At 74.9% G+C, this 23718-nt stretch carries 23 protein-coding genes; 16 read left to right on the forward strand and 7 right to left on the reverse strand.

Annotated elements, in window-relative coordinates:
* Positions 1-3 precede the first annotated feature (3 nt).
* The 6 genes from lspA to ACI79G_RS03055 all read left to right on the forward strand — a co-directional run bounded on the left by lspA (position 4) and on the right by ACI79G_RS03055 (position 7595).
* A complete protein-coding gene (gene lspA / locus ACI79G_RS03030; protein ID WP_456879585.1) occupies positions 4-660 on the forward strand; it encodes a signal peptidase II in 657 nt (218 codons plus the stop codon).
* A gap of 71 nt (positions 661-731) precedes the next feature.
* Positions 732-1679 (forward strand): RluA family pseudouridine synthase, encoded by a 948-nt coding sequence (locus ACI79G_RS03035; protein WP_456879586.1) that lies wholly within the window; start codon positions 732-734, stop codon positions 1677-1679.
* 31 nt (positions 1680-1710) lie between these two features.
* On the forward strand, positions 1711-2505 hold the full coding sequence (locus ACI79G_RS03040) for a CPBP family intramembrane glutamic endopeptidase (protein WP_456879587.1): 795 nt from the start codon (positions 1711-1713) through the stop codon (positions 2503-2505).
* A complete protein-coding gene (locus tag ACI79G_RS03045; RefSeq protein WP_456879588.1) occupies positions 2502-2927 on the forward strand; it encodes a GNAT family N-acetyltransferase in 426 nt (141 codons plus the stop codon). Before ACI79G_RS03040 ends, ACI79G_RS03045 begins: the two co-directional genes overlap by 4 nt.
* A gap of 183 nt (positions 2928-3110) precedes the next feature.
* Positions 3111-6671, forward strand: a complete 3561-nt coding sequence (gene dnaE / locus ACI79G_RS03050; RefSeq protein WP_456879589.1) for a DNA polymerase III subunit alpha — start codon at positions 3111-3113, stop codon at positions 6669-6671.
* A 267-nt stretch (positions 6672-6938) separates the two neighbouring features.
* Entirely contained in the window at positions 6939-7595 is a 657-nt protein-coding gene (locus ACI79G_RS03055; protein WP_456879590.1) for a hypothetical protein, read from the forward strand.
* Between the two features lie 208 nt (positions 7596-7803).
* Here the strand turns inward: ACI79G_RS03055 and ACI79G_RS03060 are convergent, their stop codons facing one another.
* Complete coding sequence (locus ACI79G_RS03060; RefSeq protein ID WP_456879591.1) at positions 7804-8601, reverse strand: LON peptidase substrate-binding domain-containing protein; 798 nt, start codon at positions 8599-8601, stop codon at positions 7804-7806.
* Between the two features lie 109 nt (positions 8602-8710).
* Between ACI79G_RS03060 and hisD the strand changes: the two genes are divergently transcribed.
* From hisD to ACI79G_RS03080, 4 genes are all read left to right on the forward strand, one after another.
* Positions 8711-10015 (forward strand): histidinol dehydrogenase, encoded by a 1305-nt coding sequence (gene hisD, locus ACI79G_RS03065; protein ID WP_456879592.1) that lies wholly within the window; start codon positions 8711-8713, stop codon positions 10013-10015.
* A gap of 73 nt (positions 10016-10088) precedes the next feature.
* The gene (locus ACI79G_RS03070) at positions 10089-11192 is read left to right on the forward strand and encodes a histidinol-phosphate transaminase (RefSeq protein WP_456879594.1); all 1104 of its coding nucleotides are present in this window, start codon (positions 10089-10091) and stop codon (positions 11190-11192) included.
* Between the two features lie 153 nt (positions 11193-11345).
* A complete protein-coding gene (hisB, locus tag ACI79G_RS03075; RefSeq protein ID WP_456879596.1) occupies positions 11346-11942 on the forward strand; it encodes an imidazoleglycerol-phosphate dehydratase HisB in 597 nt (198 codons plus the stop codon).
* A 5-nt stretch (positions 11943-11947) separates the two neighbouring features.
* On the forward strand, positions 11948-12124 hold the full coding sequence (locus ACI79G_RS03080) for a hypothetical protein (protein ID WP_456879597.1): 177 nt from the start codon (positions 11948-11950) through the stop codon (positions 12122-12124).
* Between the two features lie 477 nt (positions 12125-12601).
* Here the strand turns inward: ACI79G_RS03080 and ACI79G_RS03085 are convergent, their stop codons facing one another.
* Positions 12602-12772 (reverse strand): hypothetical protein, encoded by a 171-nt coding sequence (locus ACI79G_RS03085; RefSeq protein WP_456879599.1) that lies wholly within the window; start codon positions 12770-12772, stop codon positions 12602-12604.
* A 95-nt stretch (positions 12773-12867) separates the two neighbouring features.
* On the opposite strand from ACI79G_RS03085, the gene hisH reads away from it, so the two are divergent.
* A complete protein-coding gene (gene hisH, locus ACI79G_RS03090) occupies positions 12868-13506 on the forward strand; it encodes an imidazole glycerol phosphate synthase subunit HisH (RefSeq protein WP_456879600.1) in 639 nt (212 codons plus the stop codon).
* Position 13507: 1 nt separating this feature from the next.
* On the opposite strand, the gene ACI79G_RS03095 is transcribed toward hisH, so the two are convergent.
* The 3 genes from ACI79G_RS03095 to ACI79G_RS03105 are packed head-to-tail and all read right to left on the reverse strand — an operon-like array spanning position 13508 to position 15940.
* Entirely contained in the window at positions 13508-14548 is a 1041-nt protein-coding gene (locus ACI79G_RS03095; protein ID WP_456879601.1) for a molybdopterin-dependent oxidoreductase, read from the reverse strand.
* A gap of 14 nt (positions 14549-14562) precedes the next feature.
* Entirely contained in the window at positions 14563-15318 is a 756-nt protein-coding gene (locus ACI79G_RS03100; RefSeq protein WP_456879603.1) for an SDR family NAD(P)-dependent oxidoreductase, read from the reverse strand.
* 22 nt (positions 15319-15340) lie between these two features.
* Positions 15341-15940, reverse strand: coding sequence for a nitroreductase family protein (locus ACI79G_RS03105; RefSeq protein WP_456879605.1), 600 nt, complete (start codon positions 15938-15940; stop codon positions 15341-15343).
* 133 nt (positions 15941-16073) lie between these two features.
* Here ACI79G_RS03105 and priA point away from each other — a divergent pair, with 133 nt between their 5' ends.
* From priA to hisF, 3 genes are read left to right on the forward strand one after another with little or no spacing between them, the layout of a single operon-like run.
* Complete coding sequence (gene priA / locus ACI79G_RS03110; RefSeq protein WP_456879607.1) at positions 16074-16808, forward strand: bifunctional 1-(5-phosphoribosyl)-5-((5-phosphoribosylamino)methylideneamino)imidazole-4-carboxamide isomerase/phosphoribosylanthranilate isomerase PriA; 735 nt, start codon at positions 16074-16076, stop codon at positions 16806-16808.
* Positions 16805-17191, forward strand: a complete 387-nt coding sequence (locus tag ACI79G_RS03115; RefSeq protein WP_456879611.1) for a RidA family protein — start codon at positions 16805-16807, stop codon at positions 17189-17191. The genes priA and ACI79G_RS03115 overlap by 4 nt, the downstream gene beginning before the upstream one ends.
* Positions 17188-17982, forward strand: coding sequence for an imidazole glycerol phosphate synthase subunit HisF (hisF, locus tag ACI79G_RS03120; protein WP_456879613.1), 795 nt, complete (start codon positions 17188-17190; stop codon positions 17980-17982). The genes ACI79G_RS03115 and hisF overlap by 4 nt, the downstream gene beginning before the upstream one ends.
* 87 nt (positions 17983-18069) lie before the next feature.
* Here the strand turns inward: hisF and ACI79G_RS03125 are convergent, their stop codons facing one another.
* On the reverse strand, positions 18070-18693 hold the full coding sequence (locus tag ACI79G_RS03125; protein WP_456879615.1) for a TIGR03085 family metal-binding protein: 624 nt from the start codon (positions 18691-18693) through the stop codon (positions 18070-18072).
* A 103-nt stretch (positions 18694-18796) separates the two neighbouring features.
* On the opposite strand from ACI79G_RS03125, the gene ACI79G_RS03130 reads away from it, so the two are divergent.
* Together ACI79G_RS03130 and ACI79G_RS03135 are read left to right on the forward strand one after the other, a co-directional pair.
* Positions 18797-20572, forward strand: a complete 1776-nt coding sequence (locus ACI79G_RS03130) for an ABC transporter ATP-binding protein (RefSeq protein ID WP_456879617.1) — start codon at positions 18797-18799, stop codon at positions 20570-20572.
* A 73-nt stretch (positions 20573-20645) separates the two neighbouring features.
* The gene (locus tag ACI79G_RS03135; protein WP_456879618.1) at positions 20646-22472 is read left to right on the forward strand and encodes an ABC transporter ATP-binding protein; all 1827 of its coding nucleotides are present in this window, start codon (positions 20646-20648) and stop codon (positions 22470-22472) included.
* Between the two features lie 46 nt (positions 22473-22518).
* Here ACI79G_RS03135 and ACI79G_RS03140 read toward each other — a convergent pair whose 3' ends face one another.
* Positions 22519-23310: a M28 family peptidase gene (locus ACI79G_RS03140; RefSeq protein WP_456879622.1), complete on the reverse strand. Its 792-nt coding sequence runs from the start codon at positions 23308-23310 to the stop codon at positions 22519-22521.
* Positions 23311-23718: the final 408 nt, after the last annotated feature.

Genomic DNA, 23718 nt, shown 5'->3' on the forward strand with positions numbered 1-23718 from the left:
GCTATGGTCGGTCGGGACGGCGCCCACCGGCCGCGCCGGCCCCGCCAGGCCATCGACCGAGGAGCCCTCCTGTCCGATCCGAGCGACCCCCGGGACGGCGCCGTCGCGGCGACCGGCACCCCGGGGCGGCGTCCCCGCACCCGGCTGCTCCTCGTGCTCGCGCTGGCGGTGCTCGCCCTGGACCTGGTCACCAAGCTGCTCGTCGTCGCCACGATCGAGCGCGGGGCCGACATCCGGCTGCTCGGCGGGGCGCTGTACCTGACGCACACCCGCAACACCGGCGCCGCGTTCTCCTTCGCCGAGGGCTTCACCGTCGTCTTCACGCTCGTCGCGGTCGTCGTCGCGGTGGTGATCGTGCGCACGGCGCGCCGGCTGTTCTCCACCGGCTGGGCCGTCGCGCTCGGCCTGGTGCTCGGCGGGGCGGTCGGCAACCTCGTCGACCGCGTCTTCCGCGAGCCGGGCTTCCTGCGCGGCGGGGTCGTCGACTTCATCTCGGTGTTCGCGCCCGACGGCGAGGTCTACCCCGTGTTCAACGTCGCCGACTCCGCGATCGTCTGCGGGGGTGTGCTGGGGGTGGTCCTCGCGCTGCGCGGCATCGAGTTCGACGGCACCCGCGGCAGCGGCGGGGGCACCGGCGACGACGCCGCGGCGCGCGGCTGAAGGGGCGGCGCGCGGGTGCACGCGCCGCGTGCTGGCGGTGCTGCACCGGCCCTCCCGCCGCGACGGTCAGAATGGACCCCGTGACGAACCCCGCGGGCCAGCACCGAGCGCTCCCGGTGCCCGACGGGCTCGAGGGCCAGCGCGTCGACCAGGCGCTGTCCCGGCTGTTCGGCCTCTCCCGCGGCGCGGCCGCGGACCTCGCCGACGCGGGCGCGGTCGTCCTCGACGGGCGGGTCCGCGACAAGGGCGACCGGGTCAGCGGCGGTAGCTGGCTGGAGGTCGAGCTGCCCCCGCCGCCGGGCGAGCCGGCCCTGCCCGAGCCGGTCGCCGGGCTGACCGTCGTCCACGACGACGACGACATCGTGGTGGTCGACAAGCCCGTCGGCGTCGCCGCGCACCCCAGCCCCGGCTGGGAGGGGCCCACCGTCGTCGGCGGACTGGCCGCCGCCGGGTACCGCATCTCCACCTCGGGTGCCGCCGAGCGGCAGGGCGTCGTCCACCGGCTCGACGCCGGGACGACCGGGCTGATGGTCGTGGCCAAGAGCGAGCGGGCCTACACCGCGCTCAAGGCCGCGTTCAAGCAGCGCACCGTCGAGAAGGGCTACGCCGCCCTCGTCCAGGGCCACCCGGACCCCTCGCGCGGCACCATCGACGCCCCGATCGACCGGCACCCCAGGCACGACTGGAAGTTCGCCGTCGTCCAGGGCGGGCGCCCGTCGGTGACCCACTACGAGGTGGTCGAGGCCTTCCCGGCCGCCAGCCTGGTCGACATCCGGCTGGAGACCGGCCGCACCCACCAGATCCGGGTGCACTTCGCGGCGCTGCGCCACCCCTGCGTCGGCGACACCATGTACGGCGCCGACCCGACGCTGGCCGCCCGGCTGGGCGTCTCCCGGCAGTGGCTGCACGCTGCCCGGCTGGGCATCCCGCACCCGGCCGACGGTCACTGGATGGAGTTCACCAGCCCCTTCCCGCCCGACCTGGCCGGCGCGCTCGACATCCTGCGCGCCGAGTCCTGACGCCGGTGCGAGCGAGCCTGCGAGCTCGACCGTGACCACGGCCGGGCTGCCGGGCTCGCTGGCCGACTGGGGCCCGGCCGCGCTGTCCGCGGTCGCCGTCGCGGGCTACCTGGTGGTCGGCGAGCCGTTCGTCGGCCACGTGCTGCACCGCCGTTTCGAGGGCCGGCTGCGCACCGACGACGGCGCCCGGCGGGCCTTCTACGGCCGGCTGCTGGTGCTCGAGTGGGGGCTGGCGGCGCTCGCCCTCGTCGTGTGGCTGTCCGCGCCCGACGTGGACGCCGCGGCCGTGGGCCTGCGCTGGCCGCGGTCGTGGCCGGGCCCCGTCGCCGTCGCCGCCACCGTGCTGGTCCTCGGCTTCGTCGTCGTCTCGACGCGGGCGCTGCGCTCCGGCGGGCTGGCGCGGGCGGCGGCCGAGCTGCGCCGGCCGGGGGAGGGGCGGCACGCCGAGCCGGCCGTCCACGCCACCCTGGCGCTGCTGCCCCGGACGACGGCGGAGCGGCGGCTGTTCACGCTGGTCGGGGTCACCGCCGGCGTCTGCGAGGAGTGGCTCTACCGCGGGTTCCTGCTCGCCGTGGTCGCCGCGGTCGGCGGCGGTCTGCCGACGCCGGCGCTGGTCGCGATCGGCGCGCTGGCGTTCGGGCTGGCGCACGCCTACCAGGGGGTGGCGGGCATCGTGACCACCGGCGTCCTGGGCGGGGTCATGGCCGGCCTCTACCTGGGCACCGGGTCGCTGCTGCTGCCCGTCGTCCTGCACGCGCTGATCGACCTGCGCTTCCTGCTGGTGCCCACGTCCGCGCTGCCCGACGTCGTCCGGCGGCCGGCGTGACCGCCCGACGGGCCACGGCCGCGGACTGGCCGCAGGTGGCCGCCCTGCGCACCCGCGTCTTCGTCGAGGAGCAGGGCGTGCCGGCCGAGATCGAGCAGGACGCGCACGACGCCACCGCGGTGCACGCCCTGGCCGAGGACGACGCGGGGCGCGTGGTGGCCACCGGGCGGCTGCTGGTCCGCGACGGGCGCGCGGTGATCGGCCGGATGGCGGTCGACGCCGCGGCCCGCGGGCGCGGGTACGGCGCCGCCGTCCTCGCCGAGCTGCACCGGCAGGCCGTCGCGCTGGGCCTGACGGAGGTGGAGCTGCACGCCCAGCTGCCGGCCCGGGGCTTCTACGAGCGGGCCGGCTACACCGCCGTCGGGGGCGTGTACGAGGAGGCGGGCATCGCCCACGTCACGATGCGGCGCCCGCTCGTGTGACCGATCGGTCCGCCTGTGGCGAGACACCTTCCTGTCGGTCCCCCGGAGTAGACCTCCGTGGTGCGAGGATCGGGTCACCCCCCGGCCCGCCCCCGGACCACAGCACCGCCGGTCTTCCCCGCCGGTCGCCCGCCGGATCCCCGACGGCCGGGCACGCACGACCCGTGAGGAGCACCAACGCCCGTGAGCACCCCGTCGTCCGACTCGTTCGTGCACCTCCACGTACACACCGAGTACTCGATGCTCGACGGCGCAGCCAAGCTCCCGGAGGTCACCAAGGCCGCCGCCGAGCAGGGGATGCCCGCGCTGGCGATGACCGACCACGGCAACGTCTTCGGCGCCTACGACTTCTACAAGCAGGCCAAGGCCGCCGGCGTGAAGCCGATCATCGGCATGGAGGGCTACTACACGCCCGGCTCGCGCTTCGACCGCGCGCCGTTCGACTTCGGCGACAACCTCATCGACGAGGACGGCGAGGGCGGCTCCTCGCGCGGCAAGGCCGCCTACACGCACATGACGCTGCTGGCGCGCACCACCGAGGGGATGCACAACCTCTTCCGCATCTCCTCGATGGCCAGCCTCGAGGGGCAGTACCGCAAGCCGCGCTTCGACCGCGACCTGCTCGAGCAGTACGGCAAGGGCCTCATCGCCACCACCGGCTGCCCGTCGGGCGAGGTGAACATGTGGCTGCGCGCCGGCAAGTACGACCGCGCCCGCCAGGCCGCCGCCGACTTCCAGGACATCTTCGGCAAGGAGAACTTCTACGCCGAGCTGATGGACCACGGGCTGGCCATCGAGAAGAAGACCCGCCCGCAGCTGATGCAGATCGCCGGCGAGCTGGGCATCCCGCTGCTGGCGACCAACGACCTGCACTACACGCACAAGGAGGACGCCGAGGCCCACGACGCCCTGCTGTGCATCCAGACCGGGTCGCGGCTCAACGAGACCAACCGCTTCAAGTTCAACGGTGACGGCTACTACCTGAAGAGCGCCGCGGAGATGCGTGCGCTGTTCACCGACGAGCTCGCCTCGGCCTGCGACAACACGCTGCTGGTCGCCGAGCAGTGCGAGGTCGGCTTCACCGAGGGCGCGGACCTGATGCCCCGGTTCCCGCTGCCACCGGGGGAGGACGAGACCTCCTGGTTCGTCAAGGAGGTCGAGCGCGGCCTGCACAAGCGCTGGCCGAACGGCATCCCCGACCACGTGCGCAAGCAGGCCGACTACGAGGTCGGGATCATCACCCAGATGGGCTTCCCGGGGTACTTCCTCGTGGTCGCCGACTTCATCAACTGGGCCAAGGACAACGGCATCCGCGTCGGCCCCGGCCGTGGCTCGGCGGCGGGCTCGCTGGCCGCCTACGCCATGGGCATCACCGACCTCGACCCCCTGGCGCACGGGCTGATCTTCGAGCGGTTCCTCAACCCCGAGCGCGTCTCCATGCCCGACGTCGACATCGACTTCGACGACCGCCGCCGCGGCGAGGTCATCCAGTACGTCTCGCAGAAGTACGGCGAGGAGCGGGTCAGCCAGATCGTCACCTACGGCACCATCAAGGCCAAGGCCGCGATCAAGGACGCCGCCCGCGTGCTCGACCGGCCGTTCTCGGTCGGCGACGAGCTGACCAAGCTGATGCCCCCGGCCGTCATGGGCAAGGACATCCCGCTGTCGGGGATCTTCGACCCGGCGCACCCGCGGTACAAGGAGGCCGCGGAGTTCCGCGCCCGCTACGAGTCCGACCCCGGCGCGGCCGAGGTCGTCGACCAGGCGCGCAAGCTCGAGGGGCTGAAGCGCCAGTGGGGCGTGCACGCCGCCGGGGTCATCATCGGCCGGTACCCGCTGATCGACTCGATCCCGATCATGCGGCGCGAGGCCGACGGCGCGATCATCACGCAGTTCGACTACCCGACCTGCGAGACGCTCGGCCTGCTGAAGATGGACTTCCTGGGCCTGCGCAACCTCACGGTCATCGACGACGCGCTGCGCAACATCGTCGCCAACGGCAAGGAGCCGATCGACCTCGACGAGATCAGCAAGGACCTCACCGACCCGGCCACCTACGCGCTGCTCTCGCGCGGTGACACCCTCGGTGTCTTCCAGTTCGACGGCGGGCCGATGCGCTCGCTGCTGCGCCTCATGCGGCCGGACAACTTCGAGGACATCTCCGCCGTCGGCGCGCTCTACCGGCCCGGCCCGATGGGTGCGAACTCGCACACCAACTACGCGCTGCGCAAGAACGGCCAGCAGGAGATCACGCCGATCCACCCGGAGCTGGCCGAGCCGCTGGAGGACATCCTCGGCACGACCTACGGCCTGATCGTCTACCAGGAGCAGGTCATGGCGATCGCGCAGAAGGTCGCCGGGTACTCCCTCGGCAAGGCCGACCTGCTGCGCCGCGCGATGGGCAAGAAGAAGAAGTCGGTCCTCGACGCGGAGTTCGTCGGCTTCGAGGCCGGCATGAAGGAGCGCGGCTACTCCGACGCCGCGATCAAGACGCTGTGGGACATCCTCGTCCCGTTCGCCGACTACGCGTTCAACAAGGCCCACTCGGCCGCCTACGGCCTGGTGTCCTACTGGACCGCCTACCTGAAGGCCAACTACCCGGCCGAGTACATGGCCGGGTTGCTCACCAGCGTCGGCGACGACAAGGACCGCCGGCCGATCTACCTGGCGGAGTGCCGGCGGATGGGCATCAAGGTGCTCCCGCCGGACGTCAACGAGTCGTCCTGGGACTTCACCGCCGTCGGCACCGACATCCGCTTCGGTCTCGCGTCGGTGCGCAACGTCGGGCACAACGTCGTCGACTCGATCCGCCGGGCCCGCGAGGAGAAGGGCGCCTTCAAGGACTTCGCGGACTTCATGCGCAAGATCGACACGGTCGCCTGCAACAAGAAGGTCATCGAGTCCCTGGCCAAGGCCGGGGCCTTCGACTCCCTGGGGCACTCCCGGCAGGGCATCGTCGCCGTCCACGCCCAGGCCGTCGACTCGGCGATGGCGCTCAAGCGCAAGGAGGCCGAGGGGCAGTTCGACCTCTTCGGCAGCTTCGGGGACGAGGGCGGCGACGACCCGTTCAGCGGGGCGCTGGACATCGCGGTCCCCACGGCGGACTGGTCGAAGTCCGAGCGACTGGTCTTCGAGCGCGACATGCTCGGCCTCTACGTCTCCGACCACCCGCTGCACGGCGTGGAGCACGTGCTGGCGGCCAACGCGGACACGCCGATCGCCGAGATCAACGCCGGCGGCGTCGAGGACGGCGCGAACGTGACCATCGCCGGCATCCTCACCTCGGTCGCCCCGCGCACCAACAAGCAGGGCGCGCCGTGGGCCATCGCGACCCTGGAGGACCTCGAGTCCGGAATCGAGGTGCTGTTCTTCCCGAAGACGTGGGCGGAGGTCTCGGAGAAGGTCGTCCGCGACCAGATCGTCGTGGTCAAGGGCCGGATCAGCCGCCGCGACGACCAGCCCTCGCTGTTCGGCTCCGAGGTGACCATCCCCGAGCTCACCGAGGGTGCTCGCGGCCCGGTGCTGGTCTCGATGGCGGCGGCCCGCTGCACCCCGCCGGTCGTCGAGCGGCTGCGTGAGGTCCTGGGCAGCCACCCGGGCACGACCGAGGTCCACCTCAAGTTGCTCAACGGCGGCCGGGAGACCGTGCTGCGGCTCGACCAGGGCCTGCGGGTGCGGCCCAGCACGGCGCTGATGGGTGACATCAAGGCGCTGCTGGGCCCGACCAGCGTCGCCCTGCTGTGAGTGGGACGACCCTCTCCCCACGCCTCGGAGGAGGGCCCTCGGAAGACCCCGCCCTCCCCGCCCTCCGGAGCAGGACCCCGGAGGGACCCCGTCCTCCTCGCCCTCCGCGAGCTCAGGACGGTGCCCTGGACGGGGCCGTCCGACCCGCTCGCGGGCTCGCGGCGAGCCTCTGCACGGGCCTGCCCGGGACGGGGCCGGGGCGGCGCGTGGGGCGGGCACCCGGCCGCCGGGGATGAGACGCCCGGCCCCGCGGGGTTGACTGGGGTCGTGGACAGCACCTCCGCAGCCGCTCCGGCCGGGCCGCCCCCCGTCCCCCCTGCCCGCTGGGGAGCCGGTGCCCGGTGGCCCGGCCGGGCCGAGCTGCGCGCCGATCTGCGCGGTGCACTCGTGCTGGTCGGTGTGCTGCTCCTGGCGGGGGTGGCTGCCGGGCTGCTCTGGTGGGCGCTGGCGCCGCGGGCGACCTTCGAGGTCACCGCGGACGGCCCGGTCCCCGTCGGGCACCCGTCGGCCGAGCTGCCCTTCGCCGACGACGGCGTCTTCACCCTCGTGCTGGCCGGCCTCGGGCTGGTGGCCGGGCTGGCCGCCTGGCGCCTGCGACGCCGGCGCGGGGTCGCCACCGTGCTCGCCCTCGCCCTCGGCACGGCGCTGGCGTCGCTCGCCGCCTGGCGGCTCGGCGAGCTGCTCGGCGCCGGTCCCTCGCCGGCCGAGCTCGCCGCCGTGGGCACCCGCGTGACCACGCCGTTGCGGCTCGGCTCGCCCGCGGCGCTGGCGGTGGCGCCGTTCCTCGCCGTCCTGGGCTACGTGGTCTCCGCGCTGGTCACCGCCTCCGAGGACCTGGACCGGCCCGATCCGGTACCGGCCGCCCCGCACGCCGGCCGCCCGGCGCCCGAGACCACGGCCGCCGAGGACGCCCTGCACTCCTAGGTGACGCCCGGACGGCCACCCCTCCCGGCCCCGTCCCGCGTAGGCCCCGCCCCGAGGCTCGCCGCGAGCCTGCGAGCGGGTCGGACGGCCCCGTCCAGGGCACCGTCCTGAGCTCGCGGAGGGCGGGGAGGACGGGGTCCCTCCGGGGGTCCTGCGCCGAGGGGGGCAGGACGGGGGCCTCCTACGGTGAGAGGGGGACGGGGTCCGCTCAGTTGACGCTGCGCGGACCGGTGAAGCTCTGCAGCGGCGCGGGCACCGCGCCGATCGTCTCCAGCAGGGTCAGCTCGCGGCGCAGCAGCCGGGACTCGGTCTGCAGCCGCCGGCGGGTGGCGGACTCGGCCAGCAGCTCCTGCCGGTCCTCGGTGGTCAGCAGTGCCGCCGAGGCCACCAGGTAGGACAGCGCCCGCGGTTCGCCCGAGACGGCCTCGAGGAGATCGGAGGTGTCGGCCTCCTCACCGTCGACGTCCCCGGTCAGGGTGGCCACGGCGGTGACGTAGCGGCCGAACAGGTCGCCCACCCCGCGCACCAGCACCTCCATCGAGCCGCGCGCCACCTCCGACACCAGGTCCTCGTGCTGCGGGTCGGCCGGCCACCCGCCGGGCGCGGCCAGGCCCTCCTGGTCGCCGGCGGCCTCCTCGGCGGCCTCCTCCTCGGCCAGCCACTCGACCTCGGCCTGCAGGTAGGGCGGCTCCTCGCCGACGACGAGGTCGAGCAGCCGGAAGCGGTCGCCGCCGATCGTGATGATGCGGAACCCGCCGTCCGGCTGTGGCCGCACGGTCTGCAGCCGCGCGGTGCAGCCGACGTCGTAGAGGGCCTCGGCCGGGGCGACGTCCTCGACCTCCCAGCCCTGCCGGATGGCCACCACGCCGAAACAGCGGGTGCTGCCCTCCGGGCGCTCCATCAGGTCGTGCACCAGCCGCCGGTAGCGCGGCTCGAAGACCTGCAGCGGCAGGACCACCCCGGGGAACAGCGGCGTCCCCAGCGGGAAGAGCGGGATGACGTCCACGGCTGGCGAGCCTACGGGTGGGCCCGGTCGCCGAACGGGGCAGCACGCCGGGGCGCCCACCGCCGGCGGCTACCCTGGGGTGTTCCGTCCCCGCACCGGAGGTCCGCCCGTGCTCGCCCGCATCGACCTGCGTGGATCCGCCCTGCCGGGGGTGCGTGAGCTCGCCGGCCTGCTGCCCCGCGCCGCCACCGACATCGACTCGGTGCTGGCCACGGTCCGGCCGCTGTGCGAGGACGTGCGGGTGCGCGGCGCCCAGGCCGTCCGCGAGATCACCGCCCGGCTCGACGGCGTCGACCTCGAGGACTTCGCCGTTCCGCAGGAGGCGATCGACGCCGCGCTCGCCGGCATCGACCCGGCCGTCCGGACCGCCCTCGAGGAGGCCATCGCCCGCGTCCGGACGGTGCACGCCGACCAGCGCCGCACCGACGTGACCACCGACGTCGTCCCCGGCGGCACGGTCACCGAGCGCTGGCTGCCGGTGCGCCGCGTCGGCCTCTACGTGCCCGGCGGGCTGGCGCCGCTGCTGTCCAGCGTCGTGATGAACGTCGTCCCCGCGCAGATCGCCGGGGTGGAGTCGATCGCGGTCGCCTCCCCGCCGCAGCGCGACCACGGCGGCCTGCCCGACCCCGGCGTGCTGGCCGCGTGCGCGCTGCTCGGCGTCACCGAGGTCTACGCCGTCGGCGGGGCGCAGGCGATCGCCGTCTTCGGCTACGGCGCCGGCTCCTGCGAGCCGGTCGACATGGTCACCGGGCCCGGCAACGTCTACGTGACGGCGGCCAAGCGGCTGCTGCGCGGGCTCATCGGCATCGACTCCGAGGCCGGCCCGACCGAGGTGGCGATCCTCGCCGACGAGACCGCCGACCCGGTGCACGTCGCGGCCGACCTGATCAGCCAGGCCGAGCACGACCCGCTGGCCGGCGCGGTGCTGGTCACCGACAGTGAGGCGCTCGCCGACGCCGTCCTCGACCTGGTGCCCGGGCAGGTCGCCTCGACCAAGCACTCCGACCGGATCACCACCGCGCTGCAGGGCAGCCAGTCCGGCATCGTGCTGGTGGACGACGTCGACGCCGGTCTGCGCGTGGTCGACGCCTACGCCGCCGAGCACCTGGAGATCCAGACCCGGGACGCCCGCGAGGTGGCGATGCGGGTGCGCAACGCCGGGGCGGTGTTCGTCGGCGCCTGGTCGCCGGTCTCGCTGGGCGACTACATCGCCGGCTCCAACCACGTGCTGCCCACCGGCGGGTGCGCGCGCCACTCCAGCGGCCTGTCGGTGCAGTCGTTCCTGCGCGGCATCCACCTGGTCGAGTACGACGAGCGGGCCCTCGCCGACGTCGCCGGCCACATCGACGCCCTGGCCGGCGCCGAGGACCTGCCCGCGCACGCCGCCGCCGTCCGGGCCCGGCAGAAGCCGTGACCGAGCTCGCGAGGTCACGCAGCAGCACGGCACCCACGGGCATGCGCCTGACGAGCACCGGCGAGGAGGGCGCGTGACCTCCCTCGACGAGCTCCCGCTGCGGCCGGAGCTGCGTGGCCGCACGCCCTACGGCGCCCCGCAGCTGCAGGTGAAGTACCGGCTCAACACCAACGAGAACCCGCACCCGCTGCCGCCGGAGCTGCTGGCCGACCTGGGCGAGGCGCTGGGGCACGCGGCGCTGGAGCTCAACCGCTACCCCGACCGCGACGCGCTCGAGCTGCGCCGCGACCTGGCCGCCTACCTCAGCCGCACCAGCGGGGAGACGGTCGAGCCGGCCCAGGTCTGGGCGGCCAACGGCTCCAACGAGGTGCTGCAGCAGGTCCTGCAGGCCTTCGGTGGGGCAGGGCGGACGGCGCTGGGCTTCACGCCGTCCTACTCGATGCACCCGATCATCTCGGCCGGCACCGGCACCACCTGGGTCGACGGGCACCGCCGGGAGGACTTCAGCATCGACGCCGCGCAGGCCGCGGCGCAGGTGCGCGAGGTCCGCCCCGACGTCGTCTTCGTGACCAGTCCGAACAACCCGACCGGCACCGCGGTCGCGCTCGAGACGATCGCGACGATCTACGACGCCACCGACGGCGTGGTCGTCGTCGATGAGGCCTACGCCGAGTTCGCCCGCACCGGCACCCGGTCGGCGCTCACCCTGCTGCCCGGCCGGCCGCGGCTGCTGGTCAGCCGCACGATGAGCAAGGCGTTCGGCATGGCGGGCCTGCGACTGGGCTACCTGGCCGCCGACCCCGCCGTCGTCGACGCGCTGCAGCTGGTCCGGCTGCCGTACCACCTGTCGTCGCTGACGCAGGCGGCCGCGCGGACGGCGCTGGCGCACACCGACGCGCTGCTGGCGACCGTCGACGCGGTCCGGGCCGAACGGGACCGGATCGTCGCCGCGCTGCCGGGCCTGGGGCTGACGAGCGTCCCGAGCGACGCCAACTTCGTCCTGTTCGGGCACTTCGCCGACGCCCCCGCCGTGTGGCGCGCGCTGCTCGAGCACGACGTCCTCGTCCGGGACGTCGGCCTGCCCGGCTGGCTGCGGGTCACGGCCGGGACCACCGAGGAGACCGATGCCTTCCTCACCGCGCTGGGTGAGGTCGTCCGCGAGCAGGGTGCCGCGTGATGGGCGCCGGCCGGCAGACGTGGCGCACCACCCTGGGTGAGGTGGTCGCCGACCTGCACCTGGGAGACTCGTCCCCGTGAGCGAGCCTGCGAGCTCACGCGTGGACACCGCGAGCCGGCGAACGCCGCCGACGAGCGCCAGCGAGGAGGAGAAGTGAGCCGCACTGCGCGCGTCGAGCGCGAGACCAGCGAGACCAAGCTCGTCGTCGAGCTGGACCTCGACGGCACCGGCACCAGCTCGATCAGCACCGGCGTCGGCTTCTACGACCACATGCTGACCTCGCTGTCCAAGCACAGCGGCATCGACCTCACCGTGCAGGCCGACGGCGACCTGCACATCGACGCCCACCACACCGTGGAGGACGTCGCCATCGCCCTCGGTCAGGCCTTCGCGCAGGCGCTGGGGGACAAGAAGGGCATCACCCGCTACGGCGACGCGACGATCCCGATGGACGAGGTGCTGGCGCAGGCCGCCGTCGACCTCTCCGGCCGGCCGTACTTCGTGCACTCCGAGCCGGACGACATGACGCCGATGATCGGGCCGGACTACCCGACGTCGCTCACCAAGCACGTGCTCGAGTCCTTCGCGTTCAACGCGCGGATCAGCCTGCACGTGCGAGTTCTCTACGCCGGCCGCGACGCCCACCACATCGTCGAGGGCCAGTTCAAGGCGCTGGCTCGGGCGCTGCGGGCCGCGGTCGCCATCGACCCGCGGGTTCACGACGTCCCCTCCACCAAGGGCGCTCTGTAGCAGGGATGACCTTCGCGGTCCTGCTGATCGTCCTCGGCGGCTTCCTGCTCGGCGGCGCGTGGAGCATCTGGAAGGCCGACCACGACACGAAGGGGCGGACGGGCCCGCAGGTCGCCTTCGCCGTCGTGCTGCTGATCGCCGCGGTGCTCGCCACGGCGTCGGGCGTCCTGCGGCTGGTGTGAGCGCCGAGGGCCGGTTCCTCGACGTCGTCCCGGCCGACCCGACCGTGGCCGCGGTCCTCGAGCGCGCCCCGGCGCTGGGCGCGGGGGACTGGCGAAGGACCCCCGTGCTCCCCGTCCCTGACACGCGTGGGCCGAGACCCTGCACGAGGGCCGGCCCGGGGTGCGGGTACGGCTACGACGACCTGTTCGGGCTCGTCCCGCTCCCCAACCCGCGGAGCCCCGCGCCGCGGCAGGTGTACGAGGCCAAGGCGGGCCCGCTGGACCAGCGTCTGTCCCGAGCTGGGGAGGGGTGAGCGACACGAATCCGCAGGTCGGCGGCTCGTCCACGGATCGACCGCAGCCCCTGACGCAGGCGCTGACGCCGCCCGCACGGCGTCCGCGGTGTGGACGTGCCATCGACGACGTGGCGGCGGTCGGGCCGCCGCGTCGACAGTGACGGGGTGGCCGGGGAAGGCCCGCCCACACCCGTCGTCCTGCTCACGCGCGCAGGACGACCGGAGTGGCGAGGAGTGGGACGACGGCGAGGGCGAGCAGCATGCGGAAGGCCCGGCGCTTACCGGCCCGGTTGTGACGGAGCCCGGCCGCGAGATCATCCCACTGGTCGACCTCTCCCGCGGGAGACAGTGGGTGGTGCTCGTAGCGCTCCATCGAGCCACCCTCCCGGACCCACGCGTGCGACGTCCGCCACCCCACCTGCGGGAATCCCGCCGGGCGCGCGGCTGCTCCCACGTACCGTGGCAACCGTGAAGAAGGTCGTCGTCCTGGACTACGGCTCGGGCAACCTCCGCTCGGCCGAACGCGCACTGACCCGCGTCGGTGCCGACGTCACGGTGACCGCCGACCCGCACGCCGCCCTCGAGGCCGACGGCCTGGTCGTCCCCGGGGTCGGCGCCTTCGCGGCGTGCATGGCGGGTCTCAAGGCCGTCGACGGGCCGCGTGTGATCGGCCGCCGCCTGGCCGGCGGCCGGCCGGTGCTGGGCGTGTGCGTGGGCATGCAGGTGCTCTTCGAGCGGGGCGTCGAGCACGGCCACGACGCCCAGGGCTGCGGCGAGTGGCCCGGCGTGGTCGAGCAGCTGCAGGCGCCGGTGCTGCCGCACATGGGCTGGAACACCGTGCAGGCACCGGAGAAGACGGTGCTGTTCGACGGGCTCGAGGACCAGCGCTTCTACTTCGTGCACTCGTACGGGGTGCGCTCCTTCCCGCTGGGCACCGAGGGGGTGCCGTCCCCGCTGGCCGCTCCGCTGGTCAGCTGGGCCGAGCACGGCGACCGGTTCGTCGCCGGGGTGGAGAACGGTGCGCTGTCGGCCACCCAGTTCCACCCGGAGAAGTCCGGGGACGCCGGCGCCCAGCTGCTCACCAACTGGCTGCAGACCCTGAGCTGACTCACTGCAGCGGGAACGGCGACTGCAGCCACCACGGCGCGTCGACGACCTCCACCCGCGCCACCCACTTCACCCACCAGAAGCCCCGCCGTCCCGGGGCGACGAGCCGCACCGGTGCGCCGTGTCCCGGCGACAGCGGCCGGCCCGCGGCGTGGGTGGCCAGCAGCAGCCCGCGCGCCTCGGACAGCGGCAGCCGGCGCCGGAACCCGGTGACCGAGACGACGTCGACGCTGCCGCCGTCCGGGAGCTCCCGGTCCAGCGAGGCGAGCAGCCGGTCCAGTCGGACGCCGCGCCAGTCCTGGACGGCGTACCAGCCGCCGGTGCAGTCGAGCGCCGCACGGACGACGTCCCCCCGGTCGAGGTCGGCGACCGGCACCCGCACCCGCCGACCGGCAGCGGCCAGCACGAGCACGGCAGCGGGCGAGTCCGGCACCACGTCGGAGATCCACTGGGTGACGGGCATGGCCGCCGGGTCGTCGGTGCCACGATGGAAGGAACCCGTGGCCCGGCGCTGGGCGCCCGGTGCGCCGGTCAGTCGCAGCAGCCCCTCGCCGGCGCCCCACAGCGCTCCCGCGCCGGCGCCCAGCGCACCGGCCCGCAGCAGGCTGCGCCGGCCGAGATCGGTGGCCCGCGGTCGCTGCCGTCGTCCCCAGGCGTGGACGACGAGCAGGGCGCCGGTGGCCACGCCGAGAACGACGTGGACGTGCAGCACCGGAACGCCGGCCGACCAGGACCACGGCCCGGTTCCCCCTCCCGCGTGGAGGACGCCGGTGACCAGCGTCAGCAGGGTCGCCACCCCGAGCGAGACGCCACCGCTGCCGGCGGGACGGCGCTGCCACGCCCGCCGCACCACGAGGGCCTTCCACGGGACGAGCAGCAGCAACCCGAGCCCGGCCGCCCCGTGCACCGCGACCACCAGCCGCGCCGGGCCGGGCGCCCCGACGGCGAAGGCCAGCACGCCGGTGCCGCCGGCGAGCACGAGCAACGCCAGCAGGCCCACGTTGGTGCGCCGGCCCGCGCGGCGGGGCAGGAGCAGGGCCATGGGCCGAGTGTGCGTCAGCTGCGCAGGTAGGAGGCCCCGTTGACGTCGATGATCGTCCCGGTGCTGAACCGCGCCCCCGGGGACGCCAGCCACAGCACCGCCGAGGCGACCTCCTCCGGGCGGGCCACCCGGCCGTAGGGCGACTGGGCGCGGACGGCGTCCCCGCCCGGTCCGTCGAGCACCTCGCGGGCCATCTCGGTCTGCACGAAGCCCGGGGCCACGGTGCCCACCGAGATGCCGTGCGGGGCCAGCGCGATCGCCATCGACTGGCCGAAGGCGTTGAGCCCGGCCTTCGACGCGCCGTAGGCGGGGGTGTCCGGCTCACCGCGGAACGCGCCGCGGCTGGAGACGTTGACGACCGCACCCCCACCGGCGGCGACCAGGTGCGGCACGGCGCGGAAGGTGGCGTTGGCCGCGCCGAGCAGGTTGACCGCCAGCGTCCGGGACCAGGCCGCCTGCCACTCCTCGTAGGAGACCGACAGCGGCGGGTGGGCGGTGAAGACCCCGGCGTTGTTGACCAGCACGTGCAGCCCGCCCAGTGCCGCAGCGGCCTCGTCGACCATGCGGCCCACCGCGTCGGCGTCGCCGAGGTCGGCCTGCACCAGCACGTGCCCGTTCCCGGGCAGCTCGGCGAGCACCGCCTCGGCGCGCTCCCGCGAGGCGCCCCAGTGCACCGCGACGCGGTCGCCCGCGGCGGCGAAGGCGTGCGCGATCGCGCGGCCGATGCCGCGGGAACCACCGGTGACCAGGACGGCGCGGGAGTCGCTCACGCCGGGCAGTCAACCAGGGCGCTCACCAGCGCCCGCGGTGCACGACCTCGTCGACGCCGCGCCGGCCGCGCCGCAGGGACGGCGACCGGCGGTCCTCCGCGCCCGGGTAGCCGACCGACACCACGCCGACCGGCCGGTGGGTGTCCGGGACGCCGAACGCCGTCCGCAGCGCGTCCACGCGCTCGGCCGGGACGCCGAAGAAGCACGCGCCCAGCCCCTCGTCGACGGCGGTCAGCAGCACCAGCAGCGCGGCCATGCCGGCGTCGACGTCCCAGTAGGGGACCGGCCAGCGGGCCTCGTCACGGTCGGTCCAGCCCTTGTCCGGCTCGGCGTAGCGCTCGAGGTAGGCGGCCTTCGACGACAGGGGCACCACCAGCAGCGGCGCGCGCCGCATCCGGGTCAGCCACCCGTCCGGGGCGCCGGCGGTGGTGGTCACCGACCAGAACAGCTCGCGGTCCGCGGCGTCCTCCAGCACCAGGAACGCCCAGCCCTGGGTGAAGCCGGCCGACGGCGCGCGCAGCGCGTGCTCGAGCAGCCGCTCGCGCACAGCGGGTGGCACCGGCCGGTCGGGGTCGTAGTCACGCACCATGCGCCGCCGGCGGACGACGTCAGCGAACTCCACCGCGCCACCCTGTCACCCCGCCGGGACCCGGGTGCCGCGGCCGCGGTACGGCGATCGACGGCGGCCGGGCTGCCACCGGGCCGCCGGTGCCGGTGATGCGGGCCACCGGCACGGGGTCCCTAGGCTGGAGAGCGTGCCGAAGCTCCAGCTGCTCCCCGCCGTCGACGTCGCCGACGGCCAGGCCGTCCGCCTCGTGCAGGGGGAGGCCGGCAGCGAGACCTCCTACGGCGACCCGCTGGAGGCCGCGCTGCAGTGGCAGCGGGACGGCGCGGAGTGGGTGCACCTGGTCGACCTCGACGCCGCCTTCGGTCGGGGGAGCAACCGCGAGCTCCTGGCCCGCGTGGTCGGCGAGCTGGACGTCGACGTCGAGCTCTCCGGGGGCATCCGGGACGACGAGTCGCTGACCGCGGCCCTGGCCACCGGCTGCCGCCGGGTCAACCTCGGCACCGCCGCGCTGGAGTCGCCCGAGTGGTGCGCCCGCGCCATCGCCGAGCACGGTGACCGCATCGCCGTGGGCCTCGACGTCCGCGGCACCCGGCTGGCCGCCCGCGGCTGGACCCGCGAGGGCGGCGAGCTCTACGAGACCCTCGCCCGCCTCGACGCCGAGGGGTGCGCGCGCTACGTGGTCACCGACATCACCAAGGACGGCACGCTGCGCGGCCCGAACCTCGACCTGCTCCGCGAGGTCTGCGCGGCCACCGACCGCCCGGTGGTCGCCTCCGGTGGCGTGAGCTCGCTCCACGACATCCGGGCGCTGGCCGGCCTCACCGCCGTCGGCGTCGAGGGCGCCATCGTGGGCAAGGCGCTGTACGCCGGCGCCTTCACGCTGCCCGAGGCGCTGGCCGTCACCCGGGAGGCATCGTCATGACAGTGCAGCGGATCGGCTCCGGTGGGCCGTGGGAGGACGTCGTCGGCTACAGCCGCGTGGTCGCGGTCGGGGACCAGGCCTGGGTGAGCGGCTGCACCGCCACCGTCGACGGCGCCGTCGTGCACCCCGGCGACGTGGCCGCGCAGGCCCGCGTCGCGTTCGGCGTGCTCGTCGACGCGCTCACCTCCGCCGGTTTCAGCCCCGCCGACGTCGTGCGCACCCGGATGTACGTCACCGACACCTCCCGCTGGGAGGAGGTGGGCCGCGTGCACGGCGAGGTGTTCGGCGCCGTCCGGCCGGCCACGGCGATGATCGGCGTCGCCTCCCTCCTGCACCCGGACATGCTCGTCGAGGTCGAGGCCGACGCGGTGAGGTCGTCGTGAGCCTCGCGGTCCGCGTCATCCCGTGCCTGGACGTCGACGCCGGCCGGGTGGTCAAGGGGGTCAACTTCGTCGACCTGCGCGACGCCGGCGACCCGGTGGAGATGGCCCGGGTCTACGACGCCGAGGGCGCCGACGAGCTCACCTTCCTCGACATCACCGCCAGCTCCGGCGACCGCGAGACCACCTACGACGTCGTCCGCCGGACCGCGGAGAGCGTGTTCATCCCGCTCACCGTCGGCGGCGGGGTGCGCTCGGTGACCGACGTCGACCGGCTGCTGCGCGCCGGCGCGGACAAGGTCGCCGTCAACACCGCCGCCGTCGCCCGGCCGGAGCTGATCAGCGAGATCAGCGACCGCTTCGGCAACCAGGTGCTCGTGCTCTCCCTCGACGCCCGCCGGACCCGCGACGGCGCGGTCACCGACTCCGGCTTCGAGATCACCACGCACGGCGGGCGGCGCGGCACCGGCCGGGACGCCGTCGAGTGGGTCGTGCAGGCCGCCGAACTGGGCGTCGGCGAGGTGCTGCTCAACTCGATGGACGCCGACGGCACCGAGGCCGGCTTCGACCTCGAGCTCATCCGCGCGGTGCGCCGCGAGGTCACCGTGCCGGTCATCGCCAGCGGCGGCGCGGGCGAGACCGCGCACTTCCCGCCCGCGGTCGAGGCCGGCGCCGACGCGGTGCTCGCCGCGACCGTCTTCCACTTCGGCAAGCTGCGCATCGGCGACGTCAAGGCCGTCCTCGGCGACGCCGGCGTCCCCGTCCGCCGGGAGACCGACCACCCGCTGCGGTGACCGGGCCGGCTCTGCCACCCGACGCTCCGGGCTGGCCTCCGGTGGAGTCCCGCGGAAGCCCGCGATGCGGCGGGGCAGGGGCCTCTCTCAATTGACGTCGACGCGGGCGACGTCCCGGCGCCCGCTGGCCCACAGCAGCAGCTCCAGCGGCTCGCCCTCCACGACCGTCTCCGGCGGGCCGCTGCCGTAGCGCCGCTCCACTCCGGGCGCGTCGCTGCGCCGCAGCACCAGCGCCCCGGGCACCTGGCCGGCGGCGACCCGGCCGAAGAGGACGACGTTGCCCCAGAGCCGGTCCTGGTCTCCCCGGGGGAGCTCGCGGGGGGACCAGCCCGGCCGGGCCCGGCGGACGTCCTCGTGGTGGATGGCGTACTCCGCGGTGTCGACCACCGCGGCCACCGGTGGCCAGGACGCCGGCAGCCACCGCGGCGGCCCGGAGCGCACGCGGGCCACCAGGTCGGCGTAGCGGGTGCCGGCGCGCAGGCGGTCCTCCACGCGGTGGGACCAGGCGGCGAACGGCCCCCCGATCGGCGTCGTCTCCAGGGCGAAGCCGGGTGCGGTGTCCGGACGGCGGTCCCGGGTGACGAGGTGGGCGGCCAGATGGGCCGTCGTCCAGCCCTCGCAGCGGGTGGGCGCGTCGGGTCCCAGCTCCTCGAGGAGGTCGGCGAGCGCCGCCCGCTCGCGCGCGGCCAGCGGCCGGGAAGAGGAGGTCACCGGGCGGGGTTACCGACGGAGCGGCCCCGGAAAACGGCGCGCGGTCACTCAGCGCGTCTCCGTACAGTCGGGACGCCGCCCCGCACCACCACCGAGGAGACCTGTGCCCCGCCGCCGAGACGCCGTCGTGCGGCGAGGGATGCGCCACGTCGGGCGCGCGATCGTCGAGCAGCCGGGGATGTTCACGCTGGCCTTCCTCGCCAGCAGCCTCTACGGCGGGATGACCGTCGCCAGCGCCTACGTGCTCGGCGAGGTCACCGACCGCGTCGTCCTCCCGGCCCTGGACGACGGCGTCACCTCGGCCGGCGCGCTCACCCTGGCCGCGGCCGCCATCCTCGGCGTCGCCGTCCTGAAGATCCTGGGCATCCTCGGACGGCGGCTGTTCGCCGGCGTCATGGGCTACCGGCTGCAGGCCGAGTACCGCCGCCGGGTGACCGGCCAGTACCTGCGGCTGCCGCTGTCCTGGCACCAGCGCCATCCGACGGGGCAGCTGCTGTCCAACGCCAACTCCGACGTCGAGGCGTCCTGGTTCTTCGTCGCGCCGCTGCCCTTCGCGTGCGGCGCGGTCGTGATGATCGGCATCACCGTGGCCGCGCTGGTCGCCACCGACCCCTGGCTGGCGCTGGTCGGCCTGGTGGTCTTCCCGCTGGTGTTCGTGGTCAACGCCGTCTACTCGCAGGAGATGAGCCCGCGGATGCGGCGCGCCCAGCAGCTGCGCGCCGAGGTCAGCGAGATCGCCCACGAGAGCTTCGACGCCGCCCTGGTCGTGAAGACCCTCGGCCGGGAGGACGTCGAGACCCGCCGGTTCACCGAGCGCGCCGAGGAGCTGCGCGACGGGCTGGTCGCCGTCGGCCGGGTGCGCGGGCTGTTCGACCCGCTGATGGAGGCGCTGCCCAACCTCGGCACCCTCGCCGTGCTGCTCATCGGCGCCGGCCGCGTCGCCGACGGCGTCACCGACCCCGGCGCCCTGGTCTCCATCGCCTACCTGTTCACGTTGCTGGCGCTGCCGATCCGCGCCATCGGCTGGGTGCTGGCCGACCTGCCGCGCGCCCTGGCCGGCTTCGACCGGGTGACGCCGGTCCTCGACGCGACCGGCGAGACGACGCACGGCACCGAGGACGCCGTGGCCGGCACCGGCGGCGCGGGGCTGGGCGTGCGCGGGGTCGACTACGGCTTCGAGGGGGCGACCCGCCCCACGCTGTCGGGCGTCACCTTCGACGTGGCGCCGGGCAGCACGGTGGCCGTCGTCGGGCCGACCGGCTCGGGCAAGTCGACCCTGGCCGGGCTGCTGGTCCGCCTGGTCGACCCCGGTTCCGGCGAGGTGCTGCTCGACGGGGTCGACCTGCGCGCGCTGCGCGAGGGCGAGGTCAGCGCCCAGGCGGCGTTCGTCCCGCAGGGCACCTTCCTCTTCGACGACACGGTGCGCGGCAACGTCACCCTCGGCGCCGACGTCCCCGACGACGAGGTGTGGGCGGCGCTGCGGGTCGCCGCCGTCGACGACGTCGTCCGCCGGCTGCCCGAGGGTCTGGACACCCGCGTCGGCGAGCGCGGCGCGACCCTGTCGGGCGGCCAGCGGCAGCGGATCGCGCTGGCCCGCGCGGTGGTGCGCCGGCCGCGGCTGCTGGTGCTCGACGACGCGACCAGCGCCGTCGACCCCGCCGTCGAGGCGCGCATCCTCGACGCCCTGCGCGACGCGGAGCGGCCCTCGACCGTCGTCGTGGTCGCCTACCGGCAGGCCACCATCGCGCTGGCCGACGAGGTCGTCTGGCTCGAGGGCGGCCGGGTGCTCGCGCGAGGCAGCCACGAGCAGCTGCTGGCCGAGGTGCCCGGCTACGCGGCGCTGGTGCGGGCGTACGCGCAGACGGAGGTGGCCGCGTGAACGAGCTCGCGAGCTCACCGATGGGCAGAGCAGCGACGCGGACCCGGTCGACGAGCGCCAGCGAGGAGGACTCGTGAGCGCCATCGCCGAGCACCGCGAGGAGGGGGCCCTCGCCACCCTGCGCCGCGGCCTGCGGATGATGCCGGAGTTCCGCCGCGGCCTGCCGGCCACCTTCGCCCTCGCCCTGGTCGCCACCGCCGGGCGGGTGGTCGTGCCGATCGCCGTCCAGCAGGTCATCGACCGCGGCCTGGCCGGCCCCGGCGGCCCGGACCTCGACCTGGTCCGGAACGTCGTGCTGCTCTGCGCCGCCGTCGTGGTGCTGACCGTCGTCGCGGTCTACCGGATGAACGTCCGGCTGTTCCGGACGACGGAGACCGCGCTGGCCGGGCTGCGCGTTCGGGCGTTCCGGCACGTGCACGACCTCTCGGTGCTGCACCAGCAGACCCAGCGCCGCGGCTCCCTGGTCTCCCGGGTCACCAGCGACGTCGACCAGCTGTCCACGTTCATGCAGTGGGGCGGCGTCCTCGGCGTGGTCAGCCTCGGCCAGCTGCTCGTGGCCACCGTCGTCATGGCCGTCTACTCGTGGCAGCTGACCCTCGTCGTGCTGCTGTGCTTCGTGCCGCTCGCGATCGCGGTGCGCTTCTTCGCCGCGCGGCTGGCCGTCGTCCACGGCGTGGTGCGCGAGCGGGTCGGCGACGTGCTGGCCGCGGTGTCGGAGTCGGTCGTCGGTGCCTCGACGGTGCGGGCCTACGGCATCCGCGAGCGCACCGCCGCCCGCCTCGACCGCGCCATCGACCGGCACTACCGGGCCCAGGTGCGGGCGCAGCGGGTCACCGCGTCGGTCTTCGTCAGCGGCGAGTTCGTGGCCGCCGTCGCCAACGTCGCGGTGGTCGTCGTCGGCGTCCTGCTCGGCCTGGACGGCGACATCACCCCCGGCACCCTGGTCGCGTTCCTCTTCCTCGTCACGCTCTTCGTCTCCCCGGTGCAGACCGCCAGCGAGGTGCTCAACGAGGCGCAGAACGCCGTCGCCGGGTTCCGCCGGGTGCTCGACGTGCTGGAGACCGAGCCCGACGTCCGCGACCCGGCGGTCGCCGACCCGGCCACCGCGCGGCAGCTGCCGCACACGCCGCTGGGCGTGCGCTTCGAGCACGTGACCTTCCGCTACGCGCCGGACGCGCGTCCGGCGCTCCGGGACGTCGACCTGGAGATCGCGCCGCGCCGCCGCGTCGCCATCGTCGGTGAGACGGGCTCGGGCAAGACGACGTTCGCCAAGCTGGTCACCCGGCTGATGGACCCCTCCTGCGGCCGCGTGCTGCTCGGCGACGACGACGCCGGGTGGGTTCCGCTGGACCGGGTCGCCTTCGCCTCGCTGCGCCAGCGGGTGGTGATGGTGCCGCAGGACGGCTTCCTGTTCGACGCGACCGTCGCCGACAACGTGCGCTACGGCCGGCCGGGGCTCTCCGACGACGACGTGCGCGCCGCCTTCGAGGAGCTCGGGCTGGGCGACTGGGTGGCCGGGCTGGCCGACGGCGTGGCCACGCGGGTCGGCCAGCGCGGGGAGTCGTTGTCGGCGGGGGAGCGGCAGCTGGTCGCCGTGGCCCGCGCCTACGCCGCCGACCCCGACCTGCTGGTGCTCGACGAGGCCACCAGCGCCGTCGACCCGGCCACCGAGCGCCGGCTGACGCACGCGCTCGACCGGCTCACCGACGGCCGGACGACGCTCACCATCGCCCACCGGCTCTCGACCGCCGAGCGGGCCGACGAGGTGCTCGTCGTCGACGCCGGCCGCGTGGTCCAGCGCGGCTCGCACGCCGAGCTGGTGGACGCCGAGGGTCCCTACGCGCGGCTGCACGCCTCCTGGCGCCGCTCCTCGGCGGGTGAGCCCCAGCCGGCCGGCTGAGGAACGGGGGATCCGCCGGCCCCCCGGACCGGTCCGGGACCAGGGCCTACGCGCCCGGACGGGTGTGGAGCGAGACGGCGGCGCGGCCGACCGCCCCCGCCACCGCGCGGGTGAAGTGGTCCAGGGCGGCGCGGTCGAGCGTGTCGAGCCGGTCCCGCTCGGTGTGGTAGTGCGGGTCGAACGGACGGCCGGCGCGCCCACCCCAGCGCTGCGCCTGCTTGCGGGTCTTGGTCTCCCGGTCCCCGGTCCAGACGCCGGCGGACGGGATGCCGGCGTCGACGAACGGGACGTAGTCCGACTCGCGGTCCAGGGGGACGGTCCTGGCGACGATCCCCGTCGCGGCGAGCTGCTCCACCAGGAGGCACACCACCTGGGCCGAGCCGGGCGGGCCGTGCTCGGCACGGGATCTCCCCTCGCCTCCCAGCACGAAGTACCCGGGGTTCGGTGACGCCAGCATGTCGAGGTTGACGTACAGCAGGATGTCGTCGCGTTCCGCGCGGGACAGCGTGTCGACGTAGTGCGTCGACCCCACCAGGTCGTCCTCCTCCGAACCCCAGAAGGCGAAGCGGACCGCGTTGCGGACCGGCGGTGACCCGCCCAGCCGGGTGGCGATCTCCAGCAGCGCGGCGACCCCGGAGCCGTTGTCGTTGATCCCGGGCCCCCTCCTCACCGAGTCCAGGTGCGCCCCGAGCACGACGACCCGTCGCCCGTCCCCCGTCCGGGTCTGGGCGATGACGTTGCGGCAGCAGGTCTCGCCGTCCCGACGACGCCGCCGCTTCGGCAGCGGGTACGCGGGGGTGCTGACGTCGTAGCCCGCCGCGGAGAGGGTCTCGGTCACGTGGCGGACGCTCGCCTCGTACCCGGGGCCGGGGCAGGCGCGGTTGCCCCCGTTGGCGTCGGCGATCCGCTGCAGTGCCAGGAGGTGCTCGCCGGCGCCCGCGCCGGTGGCCGTGGCCCGGAGCCGCCGTTCCAGGACGACATCGGACAGGCCCCACCGCGGGTCCAGCAGGATCCCCGGTTGCTGATCCGACGATGTCGGAGCGACGCCCTCGGACTCCGCGTCGCCCCGACCGTGAGGGGCCGTGCCGGTTCCTGTCCCGGCAGGGGACGGCTGCCCCGTCCGGTGCCCTCGGCCGTCGGGAGCAGGGAGCCTCCCGGCCGTCCGCTCGGCCGTCATGCCCGTCCTCCCTGACATGCGCCGGCCTGGAGCCGGGATGCGCCGCGTACCGCCTCCCGACCCGGGTCC

It is taken from the genome of Geodermatophilus sp. SYSU D00779, from assembly GCF_054050595.1.

Coding starts and splice junctions, on each gene's coding strand:
- lspA (WP_456879585.1), top strand. CDS start 4: ATGGTCGGTCGGGACGGCGCCCACCGGCCGCGCCGGCCCCGCCAGGCC.
- ACI79G_RS03035 (WP_456879586.1), top strand. CDS start 732: ATGGACCCCGTGACGAACCCCGCGGGCCAGCACCGAGCGCTCCCGGTG.
- ACI79G_RS03080 (WP_456879597.1), top strand. CDS start 11,948: ATGACCTTCGCGGTCCTGCTGATCGTCCTCGGCGGCTTCCTGCTCGGC.
- ACI79G_RS03085 (WP_456879599.1), bottom strand. CDS start 12,772: ATGGAGCGCTACGAGCACCACCCACTGTCTCCCGCGGGAGAGGTCGAC.
- ACI79G_RS03095 (WP_456879601.1), bottom strand. CDS start 14,548: ATGGCCCTGCTCCTGCCCCGCCGCGCGGGCCGGCGCACCAACGTGGGC.
- ACI79G_RS03115 (WP_456879611.1), top strand. CDS start 16,805: ATGACAGTGCAGCGGATCGGCTCCGGTGGGCCGTGGGAGGACGTCGTC.